The following is a 15,137-nucleotide window of genomic DNA, read 5'->3' as shown; positions in this document are numbered from 1 at the left end:
TCAGCCGATCACGCCGGCGGCCGTTGCGGCGGCAACGCCGCCCACCAGCACGATGGCAGCGCCCGCGAGCCGCAGCGCCAGCGGCGCAGCCGCCTTGGCCTTCGCCGACAGCAGCCTGGTGCCGAGGAACGCACCGGCCGCGATGACGGTCTGGATCACGAGCAGCCCAGCGAGATAGGCTCCAAGCGGAGAGTTCTCGGCGCCGACGATCGATTCACCCAGCGCATATCCGTGGACGAGGCCGGTCACGGCGAACAGGCCGGCAACCGGCAACACGCCGAAACGCCCACGCATCACCACCACCAGCCCAACCACGGCGGTGGTCAGGCCGACCAGCAGCTCGGCAGCCGGGATGTTGGCCTTGGCCACATGCAGGCCGACGCCCGCGATCATCGCGGTGGTGAAGGCGAGCACCGGCGCGAAGCCGCGGCCCAGAAGAGCTGCAACGATGCCTGCGCCCACGATCGCCGCCAGATGGTCGATTCCGATGATGGGATGGCCGAGGCCGGACAGCATCCCCTGCGCAAACGTCTGCGGCAGCTTGCCGCCCATCATGTGATGCGCGAAGGCGGGATCGGCGGCGAGCAGCAACAGGCTCGCGGCTGCAAAGGTCGTGGTACGGGTCAACTTCATGGCCGTCTCCGTCGCTTGCCGGCTCCCCAGAGGACCGGACGATGCGCTGCATCCGACGGCATCCCGCCCATCCCGGCGGGATCAGAACCAGCATCGCGACTCCCCGCGCGACGGGTCGGCCAACAGCAATGTCGACGGCAGGTCTCCTGGCTCTCGGGTCGCTGCATCAGGCCACCTTCCCGGTTTCCCAGTGGTGTCTTGGCCTCACACTCGCCGATTACAGTTGCGGGGGCAGCCACGGCCTTGGGTCAAGAACCCGCACCGTGTTCCCTAAATCTCTCCTTTCGGAGAACCGTCATCTGTTAGATACGGGTCGCGCCAAAGCCCGTCAATCGGAATCGTCCCATGGTCCCTGCCCCGCCGCATCCCGCCCTGCCGCGCCTGACGCTGGTGCTCGGCGGCGCGCGCTCGGGCAAGAGTCGCCATGCCGAGACCCTCGTCACCGCCTACCCGCCGCCTTGGACCTATGTTGCGACCGCGCAGGCGTTCGACGCCGAAATGACCGACCGGATCGCCCAGCACAAGGCGCGCCGCATTGAGGGATGGCAGACGCTGGAAACGACACATGATCTTGCCGGCCTCATCCGGGCACATGGAGATTCGGGCACGCCGATGCTGATCGATTGCCTGACGCTCTGGCTCAGCAATGTGATGCTCGCCGACATGGACGTACCGGCCAGATGTGCCGAGCTGATCGATGCGCTCAGGAGCGCGAATGGCCCCATCGTGGCCGTGTCCAACGAAGTCGGGCTGGGCATCGTGCCGGACAATGCGCTGGCGCGCGCCTTTCGCGACGCCCAGGGACGATTGAACCAGGACGTCGCGGCCGTGGCCGATCGCGTGATCCTGATGGCGGCAGGACTGCCGCTGACTTTGAAGTGACAAGGAGAACATGCCCGTGACCGAAAGCGCCGACGATTCCCGCCACAAGGCGAAGATGGAGAACCGCAAGGCGGTGCAGGATGCCGAGGTCGCCTCCAAGACCGTGGAGAAGGGCCTGCTCATCGTTCACACCGGCAAGGGCAAGGGCAAATCGACGGCGGCGTGGGGCCTGATGCTGCGCGCGATCGGCCGCGGCTTTCGCATCGGCGTCGTGCAGTTCGGCAAGGGCGCGTGGGAGACCGGCGAGCGCAAGGCGATCGAGACGTTCGGCGACCAGGTGTCGTGGCACACGCTCGGCGAAGGTTTTACGTGGGAAACCCAGGATCGCGCGCGCGACGTCGCCGCGGCCGAGCGCGCCTGGGCCAAGGCAAAGGAGCTGATGGCTTTTCCGTCGATCCGGCTGCTCGTCCTCGATGAGCTCAACATCGCGCTGCGCTACGATCACCTTGATATCACCGACGTCGTCGCCACGCTCGCAGGGCGCCGTCCCGATCTGCACGTCGTCGTCACCGGCCGCAACGCCAAGCCGGAGCTGATCGAGGCCGCCGATCTCGTGACCGAGATGAACCTCGTGAAGCATCATTTCGCGGCCGGTGTGAAGGCGCAGGAAGGCATCGAGTACTAGGCTCATGAGCGCGCGCGCCATCATGTTCCAGGGCACCGGCTCCGACGTCGGCAAATCGCTGATCGTCGCAGGACTCGCGCGCGCGCTGACATTGCGCGGCCTGAAAGTAGCGCCGTTCAAGCCGCAGAACATGTCGAACAATGCCGCCGTCACCGCGGATGGCGGCGAGATCGGCCGCGCCCAGGCGCTGCAGGCGCGCGCGGCGCGGCAACCGATGACGGTGCACATGAACCCGGTGCTGCTGAAGCCGCAAAGCGAGATCGGGTCGCAGGTGGTGGTGCAGGGACGCGTCATCGGCAACGCCAAGGCGTCGGCCTATCAGGCGATGAAGCCGCAATTGATGAAGGCGGTGCTCGAGAGCTTTCACCATCTGGCTGCTGATGCCGACATCGTGCTGGTCGAAGGCGCCGGCTCCGCCTCCGAGATCAACCTGCGCGCCGGCGATATCGCCAACATGGGCTTTGCCCAGGCGGTGCAGATTCCGGTGGTGCTGATCGGCGACATCGACCGCGGCGGCGTCATTGCGAGCCTGGTCGGCACCCAGGCGGTGCTCGCGCCCGCGGATGCCGCACGCATCGCGGGTTTCCTCGTCAACAAGTTCCGCGGCGATCCGGCGTTATTCGCGTCGGGCATCAACGAGATCGCGCAGCGGACAGGCTGGACGTCGCTCGGGCTCATTCCGCATTTTTCCGATGCGCGCCGCCTGCCCGCCGAGGATGCGCTCGGACTGGCTGAACGCGGATCATCGGAAGGACGCAGGCCGAAGGTCGTCATCCTCGCCTATCCGCGCATCTCCAATTTCGACGAGTTCGATCCGTTGCGGCTGGAGGACGGAATCGACCTGCAGTTCCTGCGCCCGGGCACGCCGATTCCTGGCGACGCATCCATCGTGATCCTGCCGGGCTCGAAGGCGACGATCGCCGATCTCAGCGCCCTGCGTGACGCCGGCTGGGACATCGATCTCATCGCGCATCTGCGCCGCGGCGGCCGCGTGCTCGGCATCTGCGGCGGCTATCAGATGCTCGGACGCATGATCAGCGATCCCGACGGACACGAGGGGGCATCTGGTTCCGTCACGGGACTTGGGCTGCTCGACGTCGAAACGACCCTGACGGATGACAAGGCGTTGCGCGAGGTCCAGGGCACGCTGATGGACGGTCAATTGCCGTTCCGCGGCTACGAGATGCACATCGGCCGCACCGAGGGACCAGCGACACAGCGCCCCTTCCTGACCTTCTCCGACGGTCGTCGCGATGGCGCCATCGCGCCTGATGGCCTGGTAGCCGGCTGCTACGTGCATAGTCTGTTCGCCGACGATGGCCTGCGCAGCCATTGGCTGCGCGGCCTCGGTGCGACGACCAGCGGCCTCTCTTATGAGATCGATGTGGACACAACGTTGGATGCACTCGCGGTGCATCTCGAGCGCTACGTCGACGTTGATCGTATCCTGGCATTGGCGAGCAAACGCGCGCCCCCCGTGGCGACTACAGGATCCTGACCAGGACGAGGCCTGCGACGACCGCCGCCTGAACCAGACACGCCAGCCGATACAGCCGCAAGGCGCGCCGGATGTCGGAGGCCTCGAGATCGGCGCGCCCATCCCCCATCCAGGCATCGGTGACGAGATGACCGTGATAGACGCGCGGTCCGGCCAGGCGCAGTCCGAGTGCACCGGCCATCGCCGCCTCCGGCCAGCCGGCATTGGGCGAACGATGCTTCGATGCATCGCGTGCAACGTCTCGCACCGCGGCCGAAGCCGAAGCGTTGGGGATGCAGACCGCAGCGGCTGCGATCCACAGCGCGGACAGGCGCGAGGCCGGCAGGTTGACGAGATCATCGAGCCGCGCCGCCGCCCAGCCGAACGCGCGGTGACGGTCCGAGAGATGACCGATCATGCTGTCGGCGGTGTTGAGAGCCTTGTAGATCAGGATGCCTGGAAGACCGCCGATGACGAGCCAGAACAACGGAGCCACGACACCGTCGGAGAAGTTTTCAGCCAGGCTCTCGACCGCGGCCCGCGCGACGCCGGCTTCATCCAGCCGCTCGGGATCGCGGCCGACGATCATCGCCACCGCCCCGCGGCCGCCGTCGAGTCCCTGCTGCTCCAACCCCTCTGCGACCGCGGCGACATGCGTATCGAGACTGCGCTGGGCCAGCAGGCTGCTTGCCGCCACACCAAGGATGATGGTTGCAACCGGCTCGCCGACGAGCGCCTGCACGACCCATGTTGCAATGAGGCCGGTGGCCATCATCCCGACGACGAGCAGGCACACGAGCGCAATGCCGCGCGCGCGTCGTGCGGCAAAGCTGTCTGCTGCCCTGTTCCAGCGGCGGTCCCCCCATGCTATCAGCGCGCCCATCCACATCACGGGATGTCCGATCCGCTGCACCAGCAGTTGAGGATAGCTGACCGCCGCCTCGACGAGGAGCGCCGTGAGCGCGAGAGAGACGAACATCGATCTCCGCTGAAGGAAAGGCATGTAAAGGAACGAGATGGACGACAGAGCGACTAGCACGCATAAGGATGAGCCGGAAGCGATCCTTCACGGCGGCGATCTCGCTGCGGTCAGCCGTCTCTACCCGGACGCACCGCTGCCGTGGATCGATCTGTCGACCGGCATCAATCCGATCCCTTACCCCGTGCCGACGGTCCCGGCTGAGAGCTGGACACGGTTGCCCAGCAAGCCCGACGAGGACGCGCTGCTGTCCGTTGCCGCTGCACGGTACCGCCTGCAGACACCCGCATCGATTGTTGCGGCCGCAGGCACCCAAGCGCTGCTGCAGATTCTGCCGCGCCTGCGCGCTTCGAGTTCGGTCGCTGTGTTTGCGCCGACCTACGAAGAACATGAGCTCTGCTGGCGCCGCTGCGGTCACCGAGTGCGTTTGGTCGACAAGGTCGATGCGCTGGCCGAAGCAGACGTCGCCATTGTGGTCAACCCGAACAATCCCACTGGACGATTGCTGCCACGCGCCACGCTCCACTTGCTCGGCGTGACGCTCGCGCGTCGCAACGGCCTGCTTGTGGTAGACGAAGCTTTTGCTGATTTCTGTCCCGTGGAGGCGAGCCTGATTCCGAACTTGCCACCAGCCACTCTGGTGTTGCGATCGTTCGGAAAGGCTTACGGCCTGGCAGGATTGAGGCTCGGCTTTGCCATAACTTCCCAGGACCTGGCCGATCAATTGCGCCGTGCGCTGGGTCCATGGGCCGTGTCTGGACCTGCGCTTGCGATGGGTTCGATTGCTCTGGCTGACGACCAATGGCTGCGGGACGCACGCGTGAGGCTGGTGTCCGACGGACAACGGCTCGATACGATGCTGACCGCGTCCGGCTGCCAAATTCACAGCCTCGGTTCCAGGGCTCTTGGCGGAACACCCCTGTTCAGGCTGGTCGAGAACGCGAACGCTGCCGCATTGGCCGAGCGGCTCGCCCGGCACGGCATCCACGTTCGGCGTTTTCCGGCTCAGCCAAACTGGCTGCGCTTCGGCCTGCCGGGCGATGAGTCCGAGTGGCAGCGGCTGGCGCAGGCGCTCGGCGGCGCCTTCTAGCCGAGCACGCAGGCGGCAAGCAGCAGCGTTTCCGTGACCTCGATGCTGGCGCCATGGCAATCACCAGTGATGCCGCCGAGCCGCCATTGCCAATAGAATGCGACCGCCGGCAGGAGCACGATGGCGAGCAGCGTCGGGACCGCGCCGGCCAGCGCGGCGATCACGAGCACGCCGCCCCACGCGATAATGACATTCCAACCGACGCTGTTCGAGACGCTCGCGCCGAGCCCCGGCTTCAACGACAGTAGCGTCTTGGTGCAGACCAGCGTTCCCAGCCGTGCCCAGGCCGGGATCAGCAGCAGCACCCAGGCCGTCGGGCCCGTGGCCAGCTCGGCGGTCAGCACCAGCTTGGCGGCGATCTGCAAGCTGATCGCGACGACGGCGAAGCTGCCGGCATGGGGATCGCCGAGCACGGCGATGAAGCGTTCAGGCTTGCCATGCGCGGCGCCGAACGCATCAGCGACGTCGCCGAGCCCATCGAGATGCAGCGCGCCGGTGATCCAGATCCAGGCGACCAGCACGGCCAGCGCGACGATCCACGGATCGGCCTCATGAAAAAGGCGGGCGATCAGCGCCAGACAGGCGCCAATCACCAGTCCCGCGGCCGGAAACCAGACCGACGCCCGCGCAAGATCGTCCGGTCGCGACTCCGCGACGCGTGGGGTCGGCAGCCGCGTCAGGAACTGCAATGCAATCCAGAATTCACGAAGCGTCATGGCTGAATGATCTCGACGATTTCGCCCCAAGCTACACCATCATCGCCCTGCCCGGCTTCGAGTGTGATCCGCGTGCCGGGACAGATACGCAGGCTCCATAGCTGGCGCAGCGGCCAGCCGAGCAGATGCGACAGCGCGGCACGCACGGCGCCGCCATGCGTCACCACCAGAACCGGCGCAGGCTCGGACTTTGCCAGAATGTGATCAGTCGCGCGCGTGACACGCGCTCGCAGATCGACCCAGCTCTCACCACCCGGTGCCCGGACTGTGGGATCAGCATGAAAGGCGTCGAGCAAACCTTTCCCCCCGGGCTCGGCGGCGAGGTCACGGCGGCTTCGCCCGTCCCAGTGCCCGAAATCGAGCTCGCTCCAGTCCGCATCGATGTCCAGCGCGCAGCCGGCCTGTCGCGCATAGTCCTCCGCCGCCGCACGTGCGCGCGCCAACGGCGAGCTGACAACGCTGCGCCAGATCCGGCTCTGCGTCTGCCGCCGGAATTGATCCCAGCCGAGGTCGCTGAGCGGCGGGTCGGTACGGCCGTCGAGATGGCCGTCCCGCCCCGTCGTCCCGTGCCGCAGCAGATCGATCCGCATCAGGGCTTGGCTCCTGATACAGCGGCCTCCGCGAAGGTCGCCATGCCCCCGTGAAGCGCACAAGCCAGCCGGATGATCGGCAGCGCGGTGGCGGCGCCGGAGGCCTCGCCGAGCCGCAGATCGAGGTCGATCAGAGGACGCGCGCCGAGCGCGTCGAGCACGATGGCGTGGCCGCGTTCGGCCGAGCGGTGCGAGAACAGCAGCCACGGACGGCAGGAAGGATTGAGGCGGACGGCAACCAGCGCTGCGACCGAGACGATGAAGCCGTCGACCAGCACCGGCCAGCGCCGCTGCGCGGCGGCGACGATCGCGCCGGCCATCGCAATGATCTCGAAGCCGCCGACCGCTTTCAGGACGTCCGCGACGGCCGCTCCCGCCGTGAGCCCGTGTTGCCGCAATGCGTCGGCGATCACCGCGGCCTTCCTGGCCCGCCCGTCGGCGTCGAGCCCGGTGCCGCTGCCGACGGTGTCCGCAGGCGCACAGGACAGCAGCGCTGCGGCGATCGCTGCCGCCGACGTCGTGTTGCCGATCCCCATCTCGCCGAAGATCACGAGTTGCGGCGCGTGATCGGCCTGCCGCAGCACCGCGCGCCGTCCGGCTTCCACCGCGAACGCAACCTCCTCCGGCGTCAGCGCCGCCTCGGTGCTGAAATCGCGGGTGCCGCGCCGTGGCTTGTCGACGACGACGCCGGGCACCGGCTCATGCGCCAGCGTCCCGACGTCGACCACCTCAAGCGGGCAGCCCAGGCTGCGCGCCAGCACCGAGATCGCCGCACCACCGGCCGCGAAGTTGTGCAGCATCTGCACCGTCACTTCCGGCGGATAGGCCGACACGCCCTGCGCCGCGATGCCGTGATCCCCTGCGAACAGCACCACCGGGACCCTGTCGGCCCCCGGCCGTTCCAGGGCCTGCAGCGCCGCCAGTTCGACCGCCACCTGCTCCAATCGCCCAAGGGCGCCAAACGGCTTGGTCAACTGCGCCTGGCGTTCCAGCGCCGCCTGCCGATGGAGTTCGGACGGGGCCGCACAATCAAGGCTGATCCATTCAGGAAGCACCGCGGATCCTTTCAGCGTCACTCGGGTTCGGGACGATTGCCACCGCGAGACGGCCGAGACAAGCTCCGTGAGTGCCCGATTGTCATTGAACCGTCATCGAACGTGACGACAGGTGGCTGCCCCACCCAGCCCGAAAGACTCTCATGGAATATTCCCGTCGCTTCACCTTCCTGTTCGCCGCGCCCGTGTTCGAAACCGACGATCTCGCCGGCGTCCGCTTCAACCAGATCATCGAGGAGATCCAGCGCTCGGGCTTCGAGGTGGTGCGCGCCCGCAAGCTGGAGGACGCCGAGATCGCGGTGCAGACGGACGCCGCGATCGGCTGCATGGTCGTCGACTGGGGCAAGAAGGGACTGGAGGGCAAGACGGCGTCGCTGATCAATCTGATGCGCCGGCGCGGACTGGACTTCCCGATCATCCTCCTGATCCGCCGCAAGCGGTTCGAGGATCTGCCGGTCGAGGTGCTCGACTTCATCGACGGCTATGTCTTCCTGTCGGAGGAGACGCCCGCCTTCATCGCCAAGAACCTGATCAGCCGACTGAAGCAATATGCGGAGACGCTGAAAACGCCGTTCTTCGGCACGCTGGTCGACTATGCCGAGGAAGGCAACCAGCTCTGGACCTGTCCCGGACACAATGGCGGCGTGTTCTACAGCCGCAGCCCGATCGGCCGGATCTTCGTCGAGCATCTCGGCGAAGCCGTATTCCGCGACGACCTCGACAATTCCGTGCTCGATCTCGGTGATCTCCTGACCCATGAGGGACCGGCGCTGCGCGCGCAGAAGGAAGCGGCGCAAATCTTTGGCGCCGAGAAGACCTATTTTGTCCTCAACGGCACCTCGACCTCCAACAAGGTCGTGTTGGGCGCGCTGGTCACCGATGGTGACCTCGTGCTGTTCGACCGCAACAACCACAAGGCGGCCCATCATGGTGCGCTGCTCATCTCGGGCGGCGTCCCGATCTACGTCCCGACAGTTCGCAACCCCTGGGGCCTGATCGGCCCGATGCGCTGGGACCTGCTCGACGAGCAGCACCTGCGGCAACAAATCCGCGACAACCCGCTGGTGAAGGACCCCGACGCCTGGCGCAAGGAGCGGCCGTTCCGCGTCGCGGTGGTCGAGCAGTGCACCTATGACGGCACGATCCACAGAGCCGAGATGATCCTGAAGCGGATCGGCCACCTCTGCGACTACATCATGTTCGACGAGGCCTGGGCGGGGTTCATGAAGTTCCACCCGCTCTATGCCGGCCGCTTCGCCATGGGCCTCGGCGATCTCGGACCCGACGCACCAGGCATCATCGCCACGCAATCGACCCACAAGCAGCTCGCGAGCTTCTCCCAGGCCTCGCAGATCCACGTCAAGGACCGCCACATCAAGGGGCAGCGGCGGCGGATCGAGCATCGGCGCTTCAACGAAAGCTTCATGCAGCACGCCTCGACCTCGCCGTTCTATCCGCTGTTCGCCTCGCTGGACGTCGGCGCGCAGATGATGAAGGGCCGCTCCGGCGAGGTGCTGTGGGACGACACGATCCGGCTCGGCATCGAATTGCGCAAGAAGATCCGGGCGATGCGCAGGGAATTCGAGGAGAAGGAGAAGGATCCGGCACGGCGCTGGTTCTTCGAGCCGTTCGTTCCGGATCGCGTCTCGATTCCCGATGCGGCCAATCCCGGAGCCAGCCACGATGTGGCCTGGGAGGCGATCTCGACCGACCAGCTCGCAACCGACGCGTCCCTCTGGCAGCTCGCGCCCGGGGCGGCATGGCACGGCTTTCCGGATCTGGCCGCCGGCTTCACCATGACCGATCCGAACAAGCTGACCTTGCTCACCCCAGGCTTTGATCGCGCCACGGGCGGCTATGCCGACCACGGCATCCCGGCGCCGATCGTCGCGCAATATCTGCGCGAGAACCGTATCGTGGCGGAGAAGAACGATCTCAACTCGCTGCTCTTCCTGCTGACGCCGGGTGTCGAGGCCAGCAAGGCCGGAACCCTGATCAGCGGTCTGGTCGCCTTCAAGCGGCTCCACGATGACAACGTGCTGCTGGAGGACGCCATTCCGGAGTTCACCCGGAAGCGCTTTGCGCGCTACGGCAAGCTGCGGCTGCGCGACCTCTGCGGCGAGATGCATCGTTTCTATCGCGACGCCGAGGTGAGCGCGCTGCAGGCAAAGCAGTTCCAGCCGCAGCATTTGCCGGAGATCGCGATGTCGCCGCGTGAGGCAGCGCGTGCGCTGATGCGCAACGAGGTCGATTACCTGCCGATCGACCAGATCGCCGGGCGCGTTGCGACGACGCCGTTCGTGGTCTATCCGCCGGGCATCGCCACCATCGTTCCGGGCGAGCGGCTCTCCGCGCGCGCCCAGCCGATGATCGATTACCTCAAGATGTTCGAGCGGGCGTTCAACGCCTATCCCGGCTTCGACGTCGAGATCCAGGGGCTGTACAAGGAGCTCGACGAGTCCGGCCGGGTCCGGCTCCATACCTATGTCTGCGCAGAGTAATTCGAACCATGGACAGCACGATCACGGCTGGCGAGACCGAGCCGCCGGTCCTCGTCAGGCCGTCACGCGACGAGGACGTCGAGGCCATGCTCTCGATCTACCGGCGGCATGTCCGCCGCGGGGTCGAGGACAGCGCCCCCGGTTCCGGCGCGCCGGAGCCGGACGATCTCAAGCAGCGGCGCAAGAATCTGCGCAATCATCGCCTGCCGCATCTGGTTGCGACATTCCGCGGCGAGGTCGTGGGCTATGCCTATGTGGTCCTGTTCAGGAAGCGGCCGGCCTATCGGTTCGCGGTCAAGCATTCGATCTATGTCCACCATGAGCATCTCGGCCGCGGTGTCGGCCGGCTGCTGATGCAGGCGCTGATCGATGCTTCCGCCGCGGCGGGATATCGGCAGATGATCGGCTATATCGACGCCGACAACGTCGCCTCGCTCGGCATTCACGAACGCTTCGGATTCGCCAGAGTGGGGCTGCTGCCGGGCGTCGCCTACCGCTACGGCCGCTGGTGCGACACCGTGATGGTGCAGCGCTCGCTCGGCCCCGGGGCCCGCGATGCACCGGCTGGGCTGGGCCGCTGAGCCCGCAGCTCAGGAGGGAAAGTCGGCCGCCTTCACCTCGATGCGGTCGGCGTGCAGCGACCAGTCGCGCAGCTCCTGCTGTTCGCAGAACCTGGACTTTGCGATTTCTGCGGCTTCGCCTTCGCTGTCGGCCTCAACCTCCAGCGTGCTCTGGCAAATCTCGCACTGGCGGCCATTCTCGCCCAGCACGTCCTTCAGGAAATGGATGACGTAGCGCGACATGCAACCTCCTGCCTCTCACGCAGTGATCGAGGAGATGTTAGCGCGCTTCTCCGTCCGCTGTTGACCGATATCAAGCGGCCGACGCAAATATTTGACGCAGCTCGTGGAACCGGCGCTCAGGCTCCGACCGAAGGCAGGCTTGCGGCGGCAATCGCGACGAACTGCGAGACGGCGCGACGGACGCGGCCATGGGTCGACTTCAGGATGGCGTTCAGGCGGCGCATCGGACCAGTTTCCCTTCTGCGCCGAGCGAAAAAAATGGCCTAAGCTCATGGCGCCTCTGGAAAAATGATCAGCCGCCGCCGGGCTGTCGAGACGGCGCGGAAAATAGCAATGTCCACGTCGCCGCAGCCGCCCGGGAGAGAAGATTCATTACCACCCCGCAGCTTGCGACGCATGAAATCTTCTCCCCGCAACTCCCCCTCTCCCGGCTAGCCCGGCGCCACTCCGAACGCCTCGCGGAAACGGGCGCTGTAGCGCGGCCAGGCCTCGGGATTGATCAGGCGCGGCGGCCGGCCGCCGTCGAGCGCGGCGAGCAGTTGCTCGGCCGCGATCCGGCCCATGTTCTGCCGCGCCTCCCGCGTCACGCCGGCGGTGTGCGGGCTCGCCAGCACGTTGTCGAATTGGAGCAGCGGATGATCCGGCGGCGGCGGCTCCTTGGCCCAGACGTCGAGCCCGGCGCCGGCGATGCGCTTTTCGCTCAGAGCAGCGAACAGCGCCTCCTCGTCGTGAATGAAGCCGCGGGCGGTGGTGACGAAATAGGCATGCGGCTGCATCAGCGCAAACTCCCGGGCGCCGATCATGCCGCGGCTGTCTCTCGTCAGCGGGCAGTTGATCGAGACGAAATCGGAGCGCCGCATCAGGTCATGGAGTTCGACCTTCTCCGCGCCGCGGGCCGCGATCTCCTCCGACGAGAGATAGGGGTCATAGGCCAGCACCGTCATGCCGAGGAGGCCGCGACACAGCTCGGCAACCCGGCGGCCGACGTTGCCAAGTCCGACGATGCCGATCGTCCGCCCCTGCACCTCGTTGCCGATCAGATCGTTGCGGTTGACATCCGCCTCGCGGCGCAGCCGGCGGTCGGACTGGATGATGCGCTTCGACAGGGTCAGCATCATGCCGAGCGTGTGCTCCGCCACCGAATGCGCGTTGCCGCCGGACTGGTTGACGACGAGGACGCCGGCCGCGGTGCAGGCCTCGACATCGACCGGGTCATATCCAGCCCCGTTGCTCGACACGACGAGAAGGTTCGGGGCGCGGCGCAGCAGGTTTGCATCGACATGGAAGCGCGGCGCGAGCTCGTCGCGGGCCGCCCCGATCTGGTAGGCGTGGGCGGCGGCGAGGATCGGCGCCGTCTCGGCCTCGGAGCTCTCGTTCTCCAGCCGGTCGAGCCGGACGTCGGGGCGGCCTGCGAGCAGCTCGCTGAAGATCGGGTGCGCGAGATATTTGACGTAGAAGACGCGCTTGGAATTCGCGGCCATGAACAGGCGACCTCCTGGTATCTTGGTTCTTGATTTCCGACTTGAAAGGCGGATGCCTGACCGGCCGGGCCGGCATGTTGACAATCGTCCCGGTGCCGTCAAGCTCGGCACCAAACAGAGCCCCATCAGGGACGACCGGAGGAACAGCAATGGCCGCCGATGCCGACGCGGCGCGATCAGCGGCCGCTGTGCCGAATTGGCACGAGATCGTGCTGCAGACGTTGAAGCGCAACGCCGTCGATCTCATCCCCTACGTTCCCGACCGCGTCCTGACGCCGCTGATCCAGAGCCTGCACGATGATCCGTTCTTCACGACGTTTGCGACCGCGCGCGAGGAGGAAGCGGTCGGCATTCTCGCCGGCGCCTGGATGGGCGGGCGGCGCGGCGCGCTCCTGATGCAGACCTCGGGCTTCGCGACCTTGCCCAACGTGCTGGCCTCGCTGGTCGTGCCCTGCCAGATCCCGCTCATCATGCTCGTGTCGGAGCGCGGCACGCTCGGCGAATTCAACTACGGCCAGTCGCTGGTGTGCCGGACCATGCGGCCGGTGCTCGATGCGCTGGCGATGGAGCATCACACCATGACGCGGCTCGACGAGCTCGACTTCATCGTCGACCGCTCGATCAAGCAGGCGGTCGCGACGCAGGCGCCGGTGGCGCTGATCCTCTCCCCGCTGCTCACCGGCGGAAAGGTGTTCGCATGACCGCGCCGATCCTCAACACCAAGATCATGAACCGCCATGACCTTACCTGCCGGCTGGTTGCGAAGCTCAAGCATGAGGAAGCCGTCATCGGCGGCATTGGCAACACCAATTTCGATCTGTGGGCGGCGGGCCCGCGGCCGCAGAACTTCTACATGCTCGGCAGCATGGGGCTGGCCTGCCCGATCGCGCTCGGCGTCGCGCTGGCGCAGCCGCAGCGCCGGGTGTTCGCGCTCGAAGGCGACGGCTCGCTGCTGATGCAGCTCGGCTGCCTCGCCACGATTGCGACGCTGGCGCCGAAAAATTTGGCCATCATCGTCATGGACAACGGCGTCTACCAGATCACCGGCAGCCAGCCGACCTCGGCCCGGCAGGCCGACGTCGCAGCCATTGCCGCAGGATGCGGCATTCGCGCCAGCCATTGGGCCGCAGATGAGGAGGATTTCGAACGCCTCGTCGATCTGGCGCTGGGAACCGCCGGCCCGGTGCTGATCGCGGCCCGCATCGACGACAAGCCCGGCGTCGGCGCCACCCGGCGCGATCCCGCGCAGATTCGCGAGCGCTTCATGCAGGGGTTGGGCGTGCGGCAGCCGATCTGAAAAGCCCGGCGACGGCGCCGCGCGGTAAGATGAGACGCCATGAACCTCGACCCGCGCCGCGTTAACTACACTAGGGGCTCAAGCCGCTGTGAGCCCGGCCCACAGCCCGGATCGTGCTAAGCAGAGCTCATGAAGATCGTATTCCGCCTTTCGGCCTGGCTGCTCGCCGCAGCCGTCGCCTTCGCGACGCTGGGCCCGCCGAACTACCGGCCGCATTCCCATCTCGGACAGGACGGCGAGCACGCCCTCGCCTTCGTCCTGATCGGCCTGGCCTTCGGCCTCGCCTATCGCAGCCATCGGCTGCTGACCACAGGGATCGCGGTCATCCTAATCGGGGCGCTGGAGCTGGCGCAATTCCTGGCACCCGGGCGTCATGCGCGGCTGGAGGATTTCATCGTCGACGCCACCACCGCCTGCATCGGCTTCGGCCTGGCCGCCGCGCTCGACTGGCTCGCGCGCCAGATCCGCACCCAGACCACCTGAACGCAGAAAGGCCCCGCCACGGTTTGCGGCGGGGCCTTCCGGCGCGATGATGTCAGATCACTCGATGATCTTGATCACGCGGCGGGTGCGCGGATCGACGATCACGCGGCGATCGTTGACGACTGCGTAGCGATACTCGGTGTAGCGCGGCACCGGGCGCAGCTCGACGGTGGCGGGCAGCGGCTCGCCGACCACGACGCGCTCATGCACCACGACGGACGGCGCACGCTCGGCATCGATCGACGTGATCACGGCGTTCGGGATCTCCACCGCGGCACCAACGGCCGCACCGACCGTGCCGCCGACCATGGCGCCAACCGGACCGGCGACCGCGCCGCCAGCCGCCGCGCCGTTGGCGGCGCCTTCGACGGTGGTGGACTGGGCAAACGCGGCGGTCGACGCCAGCAGCGAGGTGGCGATCAGCGTAACAGCAAGACGGGTCCTCATCATTCTCTCCTCCAGTGCGTTCAAGGTGCCCGCTCAACACCGAGAGAACGCCCGCGGTTCCGGTTCCAAATGGCCGAA

17 protein-coding genes and 1 riboswitch are annotated in these 15,137 nt (G+C 66.8%); of the genes, 9 read left to right on the top strand and 8 right to left on the bottom strand.

Going from position 1 to position 15,137, the window contains the following annotated elements; genetic code table 11:
- Positions 1-633 carry a HupE/UreJ family protein gene (locus ACQR2C_RS29500; RefSeq protein ID WP_316182768.1) on the bottom strand — a complete coding sequence of 211 codons (633 nt, stop codon included), beginning with the start codon at positions 631-633 and terminating at the stop codon, positions 1-3.
- Positions 634-752: 119 nt separating this feature from the next.
- Positions 753-945: riboswitch (cobalamin riboswitch) on the bottom strand.
- Between the two features lie 33 nt (positions 946-978).
- On the opposite strand from ACQR2C_RS29500, the gene cobU reads away from it, so the two are divergent.
- From cobU to ACQR2C_RS29485, 3 genes are read left to right on the top strand one after another with little or no spacing between them, the layout of a single operon-like run.
- Entirely contained in the window at positions 979-1,515 is a 537-nt protein-coding gene (gene cobU / locus ACQR2C_RS29495; protein ID WP_434882690.1) for a bifunctional adenosylcobinamide kinase/adenosylcobinamide-phosphate guanylyltransferase, read from the top strand.
- Between the two features lie 16 nt (positions 1,516-1,531).
- Positions 1,532-2,140, top strand: a complete 609-nt coding sequence (gene cobO / locus ACQR2C_RS29490; protein WP_434882689.1) for a cob(I)yrinic acid a,c-diamide adenosyltransferase — start codon at positions 1,532-1,534, stop codon at positions 2,138-2,140.
- A 4-nt stretch (positions 2,141-2,144) separates the two neighbouring features.
- Positions 2,145-3,638: a cobyric acid synthase gene (locus ACQR2C_RS29485; RefSeq protein WP_434882688.1), complete on the top strand. Its 1,494-nt coding sequence runs from the start codon at positions 2,145-2,147 to the stop codon at positions 3,636-3,638.
- Here ACQR2C_RS29485 and cbiB read toward each other — a convergent pair.
- On the bottom strand, positions 3,625-4,596 hold the full coding sequence (gene cbiB, locus ACQR2C_RS29480) for an adenosylcobinamide-phosphate synthase CbiB (RefSeq protein ID WP_434882687.1): 972 nt from the start codon (positions 4,594-4,596) through the stop codon (positions 3,625-3,627). The genes ACQR2C_RS29485 and cbiB overlap by 14 nt on opposite strands.
- A gap of 37 nt (positions 4,597-4,633) precedes the next feature.
- On the opposite strand from cbiB, the gene cobD reads away from it, so the two are divergent.
- Positions 4,634-5,686 carry a threonine-phosphate decarboxylase CobD gene (gene cobD / locus ACQR2C_RS29475; RefSeq protein ID WP_434882686.1) on the top strand — a complete coding sequence of 351 codons (1,053 nt, stop codon included), beginning with the start codon at positions 4,634-4,636 and terminating at the stop codon, positions 5,684-5,686.
- Here cobD and cobS read toward each other — a convergent pair.
- Genes cobS through cobT form a run of 3 tightly spaced genes read right to left on the bottom strand, consistent with a single transcriptional unit; the run spans position 5,683 to position 8,047 of the window.
- Entirely contained in the window at positions 5,683-6,402 is a 720-nt protein-coding gene (cobS, locus tag ACQR2C_RS29470) for an adenosylcobinamide-GDP ribazoletransferase (protein ID WP_434882685.1), read from the bottom strand. The genes cobD and cobS overlap by 4 nt on opposite strands.
- Positions 6,399-6,992, bottom strand: coding sequence for a histidine phosphatase family protein (locus tag ACQR2C_RS29465; RefSeq protein WP_434882684.1), 594 nt, complete (start codon positions 6,990-6,992; stop codon positions 6,399-6,401). Before ACQR2C_RS29465 ends, cobS begins: the two co-directional genes overlap by 4 nt.
- Positions 6,992-8,047 (bottom strand): nicotinate-nucleotide--dimethylbenzimidazole phosphoribosyltransferase, encoded by a 1,056-nt coding sequence (cobT, locus tag ACQR2C_RS29460; RefSeq protein ID WP_434882683.1) that lies wholly within the window; start codon positions 8,045-8,047, stop codon positions 6,992-6,994. Before cobT ends, ACQR2C_RS29465 begins: the two co-directional genes overlap by 1 nt.
- Before the next feature lie 143 nt (positions 8,048-8,190).
- Between cobT and ACQR2C_RS29455 the strand changes: the two genes are divergently transcribed.
- Both ACQR2C_RS29455 and ACQR2C_RS29450 read left to right on the top strand, forming a co-directional pair.
- On the top strand, positions 8,191-10,548 hold the full coding sequence (locus ACQR2C_RS29455; RefSeq protein ID WP_434882682.1) for an Orn/Lys/Arg decarboxylase N-terminal domain-containing protein: 2,358 nt from the start codon (positions 8,191-8,193) through the stop codon (positions 10,546-10,548).
- 8 nt (positions 10,549-10,556) lie between these two features.
- Complete coding sequence (locus ACQR2C_RS29450; RefSeq protein WP_434882681.1) at positions 10,557-11,129, top strand: GNAT family N-acetyltransferase; 573 nt, start codon at positions 10,557-10,559, stop codon at positions 11,127-11,129.
- A 9-nt stretch (positions 11,130-11,138) separates the two neighbouring features.
- Here ACQR2C_RS29450 and ACQR2C_RS29445 read toward each other — a convergent pair whose 3' ends face one another.
- Positions 11,139-11,351: a hypothetical protein gene (locus ACQR2C_RS29445; protein ID WP_315805115.1), complete on the bottom strand. Its 213-nt coding sequence runs from the start codon at positions 11,349-11,351 to the stop codon at positions 11,139-11,141.
- 431 nt (positions 11,352-11,782) lie between these two features.
- A complete protein-coding gene (locus tag ACQR2C_RS29440; protein WP_434882680.1) occupies positions 11,783-12,832 on the bottom strand; it encodes a hydroxyacid dehydrogenase in 1,050 nt (349 codons plus the stop codon).
- 149 nt (positions 12,833-12,981) lie between these two features.
- Here ACQR2C_RS29440 and ACQR2C_RS29435 point away from each other — a divergent pair, with 149 nt between their 5' ends.
- The 3 genes from ACQR2C_RS29435 to ACQR2C_RS29425 all read left to right on the top strand — a co-directional run bounded on the left by ACQR2C_RS29435 (position 12,982) and on the right by ACQR2C_RS29425 (position 14,612).
- Positions 12,982-13,533 carry a thiamine pyrophosphate-binding protein gene (locus tag ACQR2C_RS29435; protein WP_434882679.1) on the top strand — a complete coding sequence of 184 codons (552 nt, stop codon included), beginning with the start codon at positions 12,982-12,984 and terminating at the stop codon, positions 13,531-13,533.
- Positions 13,530-14,129: a thiamine pyrophosphate-dependent enzyme gene (locus ACQR2C_RS29430; RefSeq protein ID WP_315805112.1), complete on the top strand. Its 600-nt coding sequence runs from the start codon at positions 13,530-13,532 to the stop codon at positions 14,127-14,129. The genes ACQR2C_RS29435 and ACQR2C_RS29430 overlap by 4 nt, the downstream gene beginning before the upstream one ends.
- Positions 14,130-14,258: 129 nt before the next feature.
- Entirely contained in the window at positions 14,259-14,612 is a 354-nt protein-coding gene (locus ACQR2C_RS29425) for a VanZ family protein (protein WP_316218496.1), read from the top strand.
- 57 nt (positions 14,613-14,669) lie between these two features.
- Here the strand turns inward: ACQR2C_RS29425 and ACQR2C_RS29420 are convergent, their stop codons facing one another.
- Positions 14,670-15,059, bottom strand: coding sequence for a DUF1236 domain-containing protein (locus ACQR2C_RS29420; protein ID WP_316182757.1), 390 nt, complete (start codon positions 15,057-15,059; stop codon positions 14,670-14,672).
- Between the last annotated feature and the right edge of the window lie 78 nt (positions 15,060-15,137).

This window comes from Bradyrhizobium sp. HKCCYLRH3061 (genome assembly GCF_051168015.1).
Taxonomy (GTDB): Bacteria; Pseudomonadota; Alphaproteobacteria; order Rhizobiales; family Xanthobacteraceae; genus Bradyrhizobium.
The sequence above is the reverse complement of the archived record's forward strand: the minus strand, read 5'-3'. Positions and strand labels throughout refer to the sequence as shown.

Coding starts and splice junctions, on each gene's coding strand:
- cobS (WP_434882685.1), bottom strand. CDS start 6,402: ATGACGCTTCGTGAATTCTGGATTGCATTGCAGTTCCTGACGCGGCTG.
- ACQR2C_RS29420 (WP_316182757.1), bottom strand. CDS start 15,059: ATGAGGACCCGTCTTGCTGTTACGCTGATCGCCACCTCGCTGCTGGCG.
- cobU (WP_434882690.1), top strand. CDS start 979: ATGGTCCCTGCCCCGCCGCATCCCGCCCTGCCGCGCCTGACGCTGGTG.
- ACQR2C_RS29485 (WP_434882688.1), top strand. CDS start 2,145: ATGAGCGCGCGCGCCATCATGTTCCAGGGCACCGGCTCCGACGTCGGC.
- cbiB (WP_434882687.1), bottom strand. CDS start 4,596: ATGTTCGTCTCTCTCGCGCTCACGGCGCTCCTCGTCGAGGCGGCGGTC.
- ACQR2C_RS29500 (WP_316182768.1), bottom strand. CDS start 633: ATGAAGTTGACCCGTACCACGACCTTTGCAGCCGCGAGCCTGTTGCTG.
- ACQR2C_RS29455 (WP_434882682.1), top strand. CDS start 8,191: ATGGAATATTCCCGTCGCTTCACCTTCCTGTTCGCCGCGCCCGTGTTC.
- ACQR2C_RS29450 (WP_434882681.1), top strand. CDS start 10,557: ATGGACAGCACGATCACGGCTGGCGAGACCGAGCCGCCGGTCCTCGTC.
- ACQR2C_RS29430 (WP_315805112.1), top strand. CDS start 13,530: ATGACCGCGCCGATCCTCAACACCAAGATCATGAACCGCCATGACCTT.
- ACQR2C_RS29445 (WP_315805115.1), bottom strand. CDS start 11,351: ATGTCGCGCTACGTCATCCATTTCCTGAAGGACGTGCTGGGCGAGAAT.
- ACQR2C_RS29465 (WP_434882684.1), bottom strand. CDS start 6,992: ATGCGGATCGATCTGCTGCGGCACGGGACGACGGGGCGGGACGGCCAT.
- ACQR2C_RS29425 (WP_316218496.1), top strand. CDS start 14,259: ATGAAGATCGTATTCCGCCTTTCGGCCTGGCTGCTCGCCGCAGCCGTC.
- ACQR2C_RS29435 (WP_434882679.1), top strand. CDS start 12,982: ATGGCCGCCGATGCCGACGCGGCGCGATCAGCGGCCGCTGTGCCGAAT.
- cobD (WP_434882686.1), top strand. CDS start 4,634: ATGGACGACAGAGCGACTAGCACGCATAAGGATGAGCCGGAAGCGATC.
- ACQR2C_RS29440 (WP_434882680.1), bottom strand. CDS start 12,832: ATGGCCGCGAATTCCAAGCGCGTCTTCTACGTCAAATATCTCGCGCAC.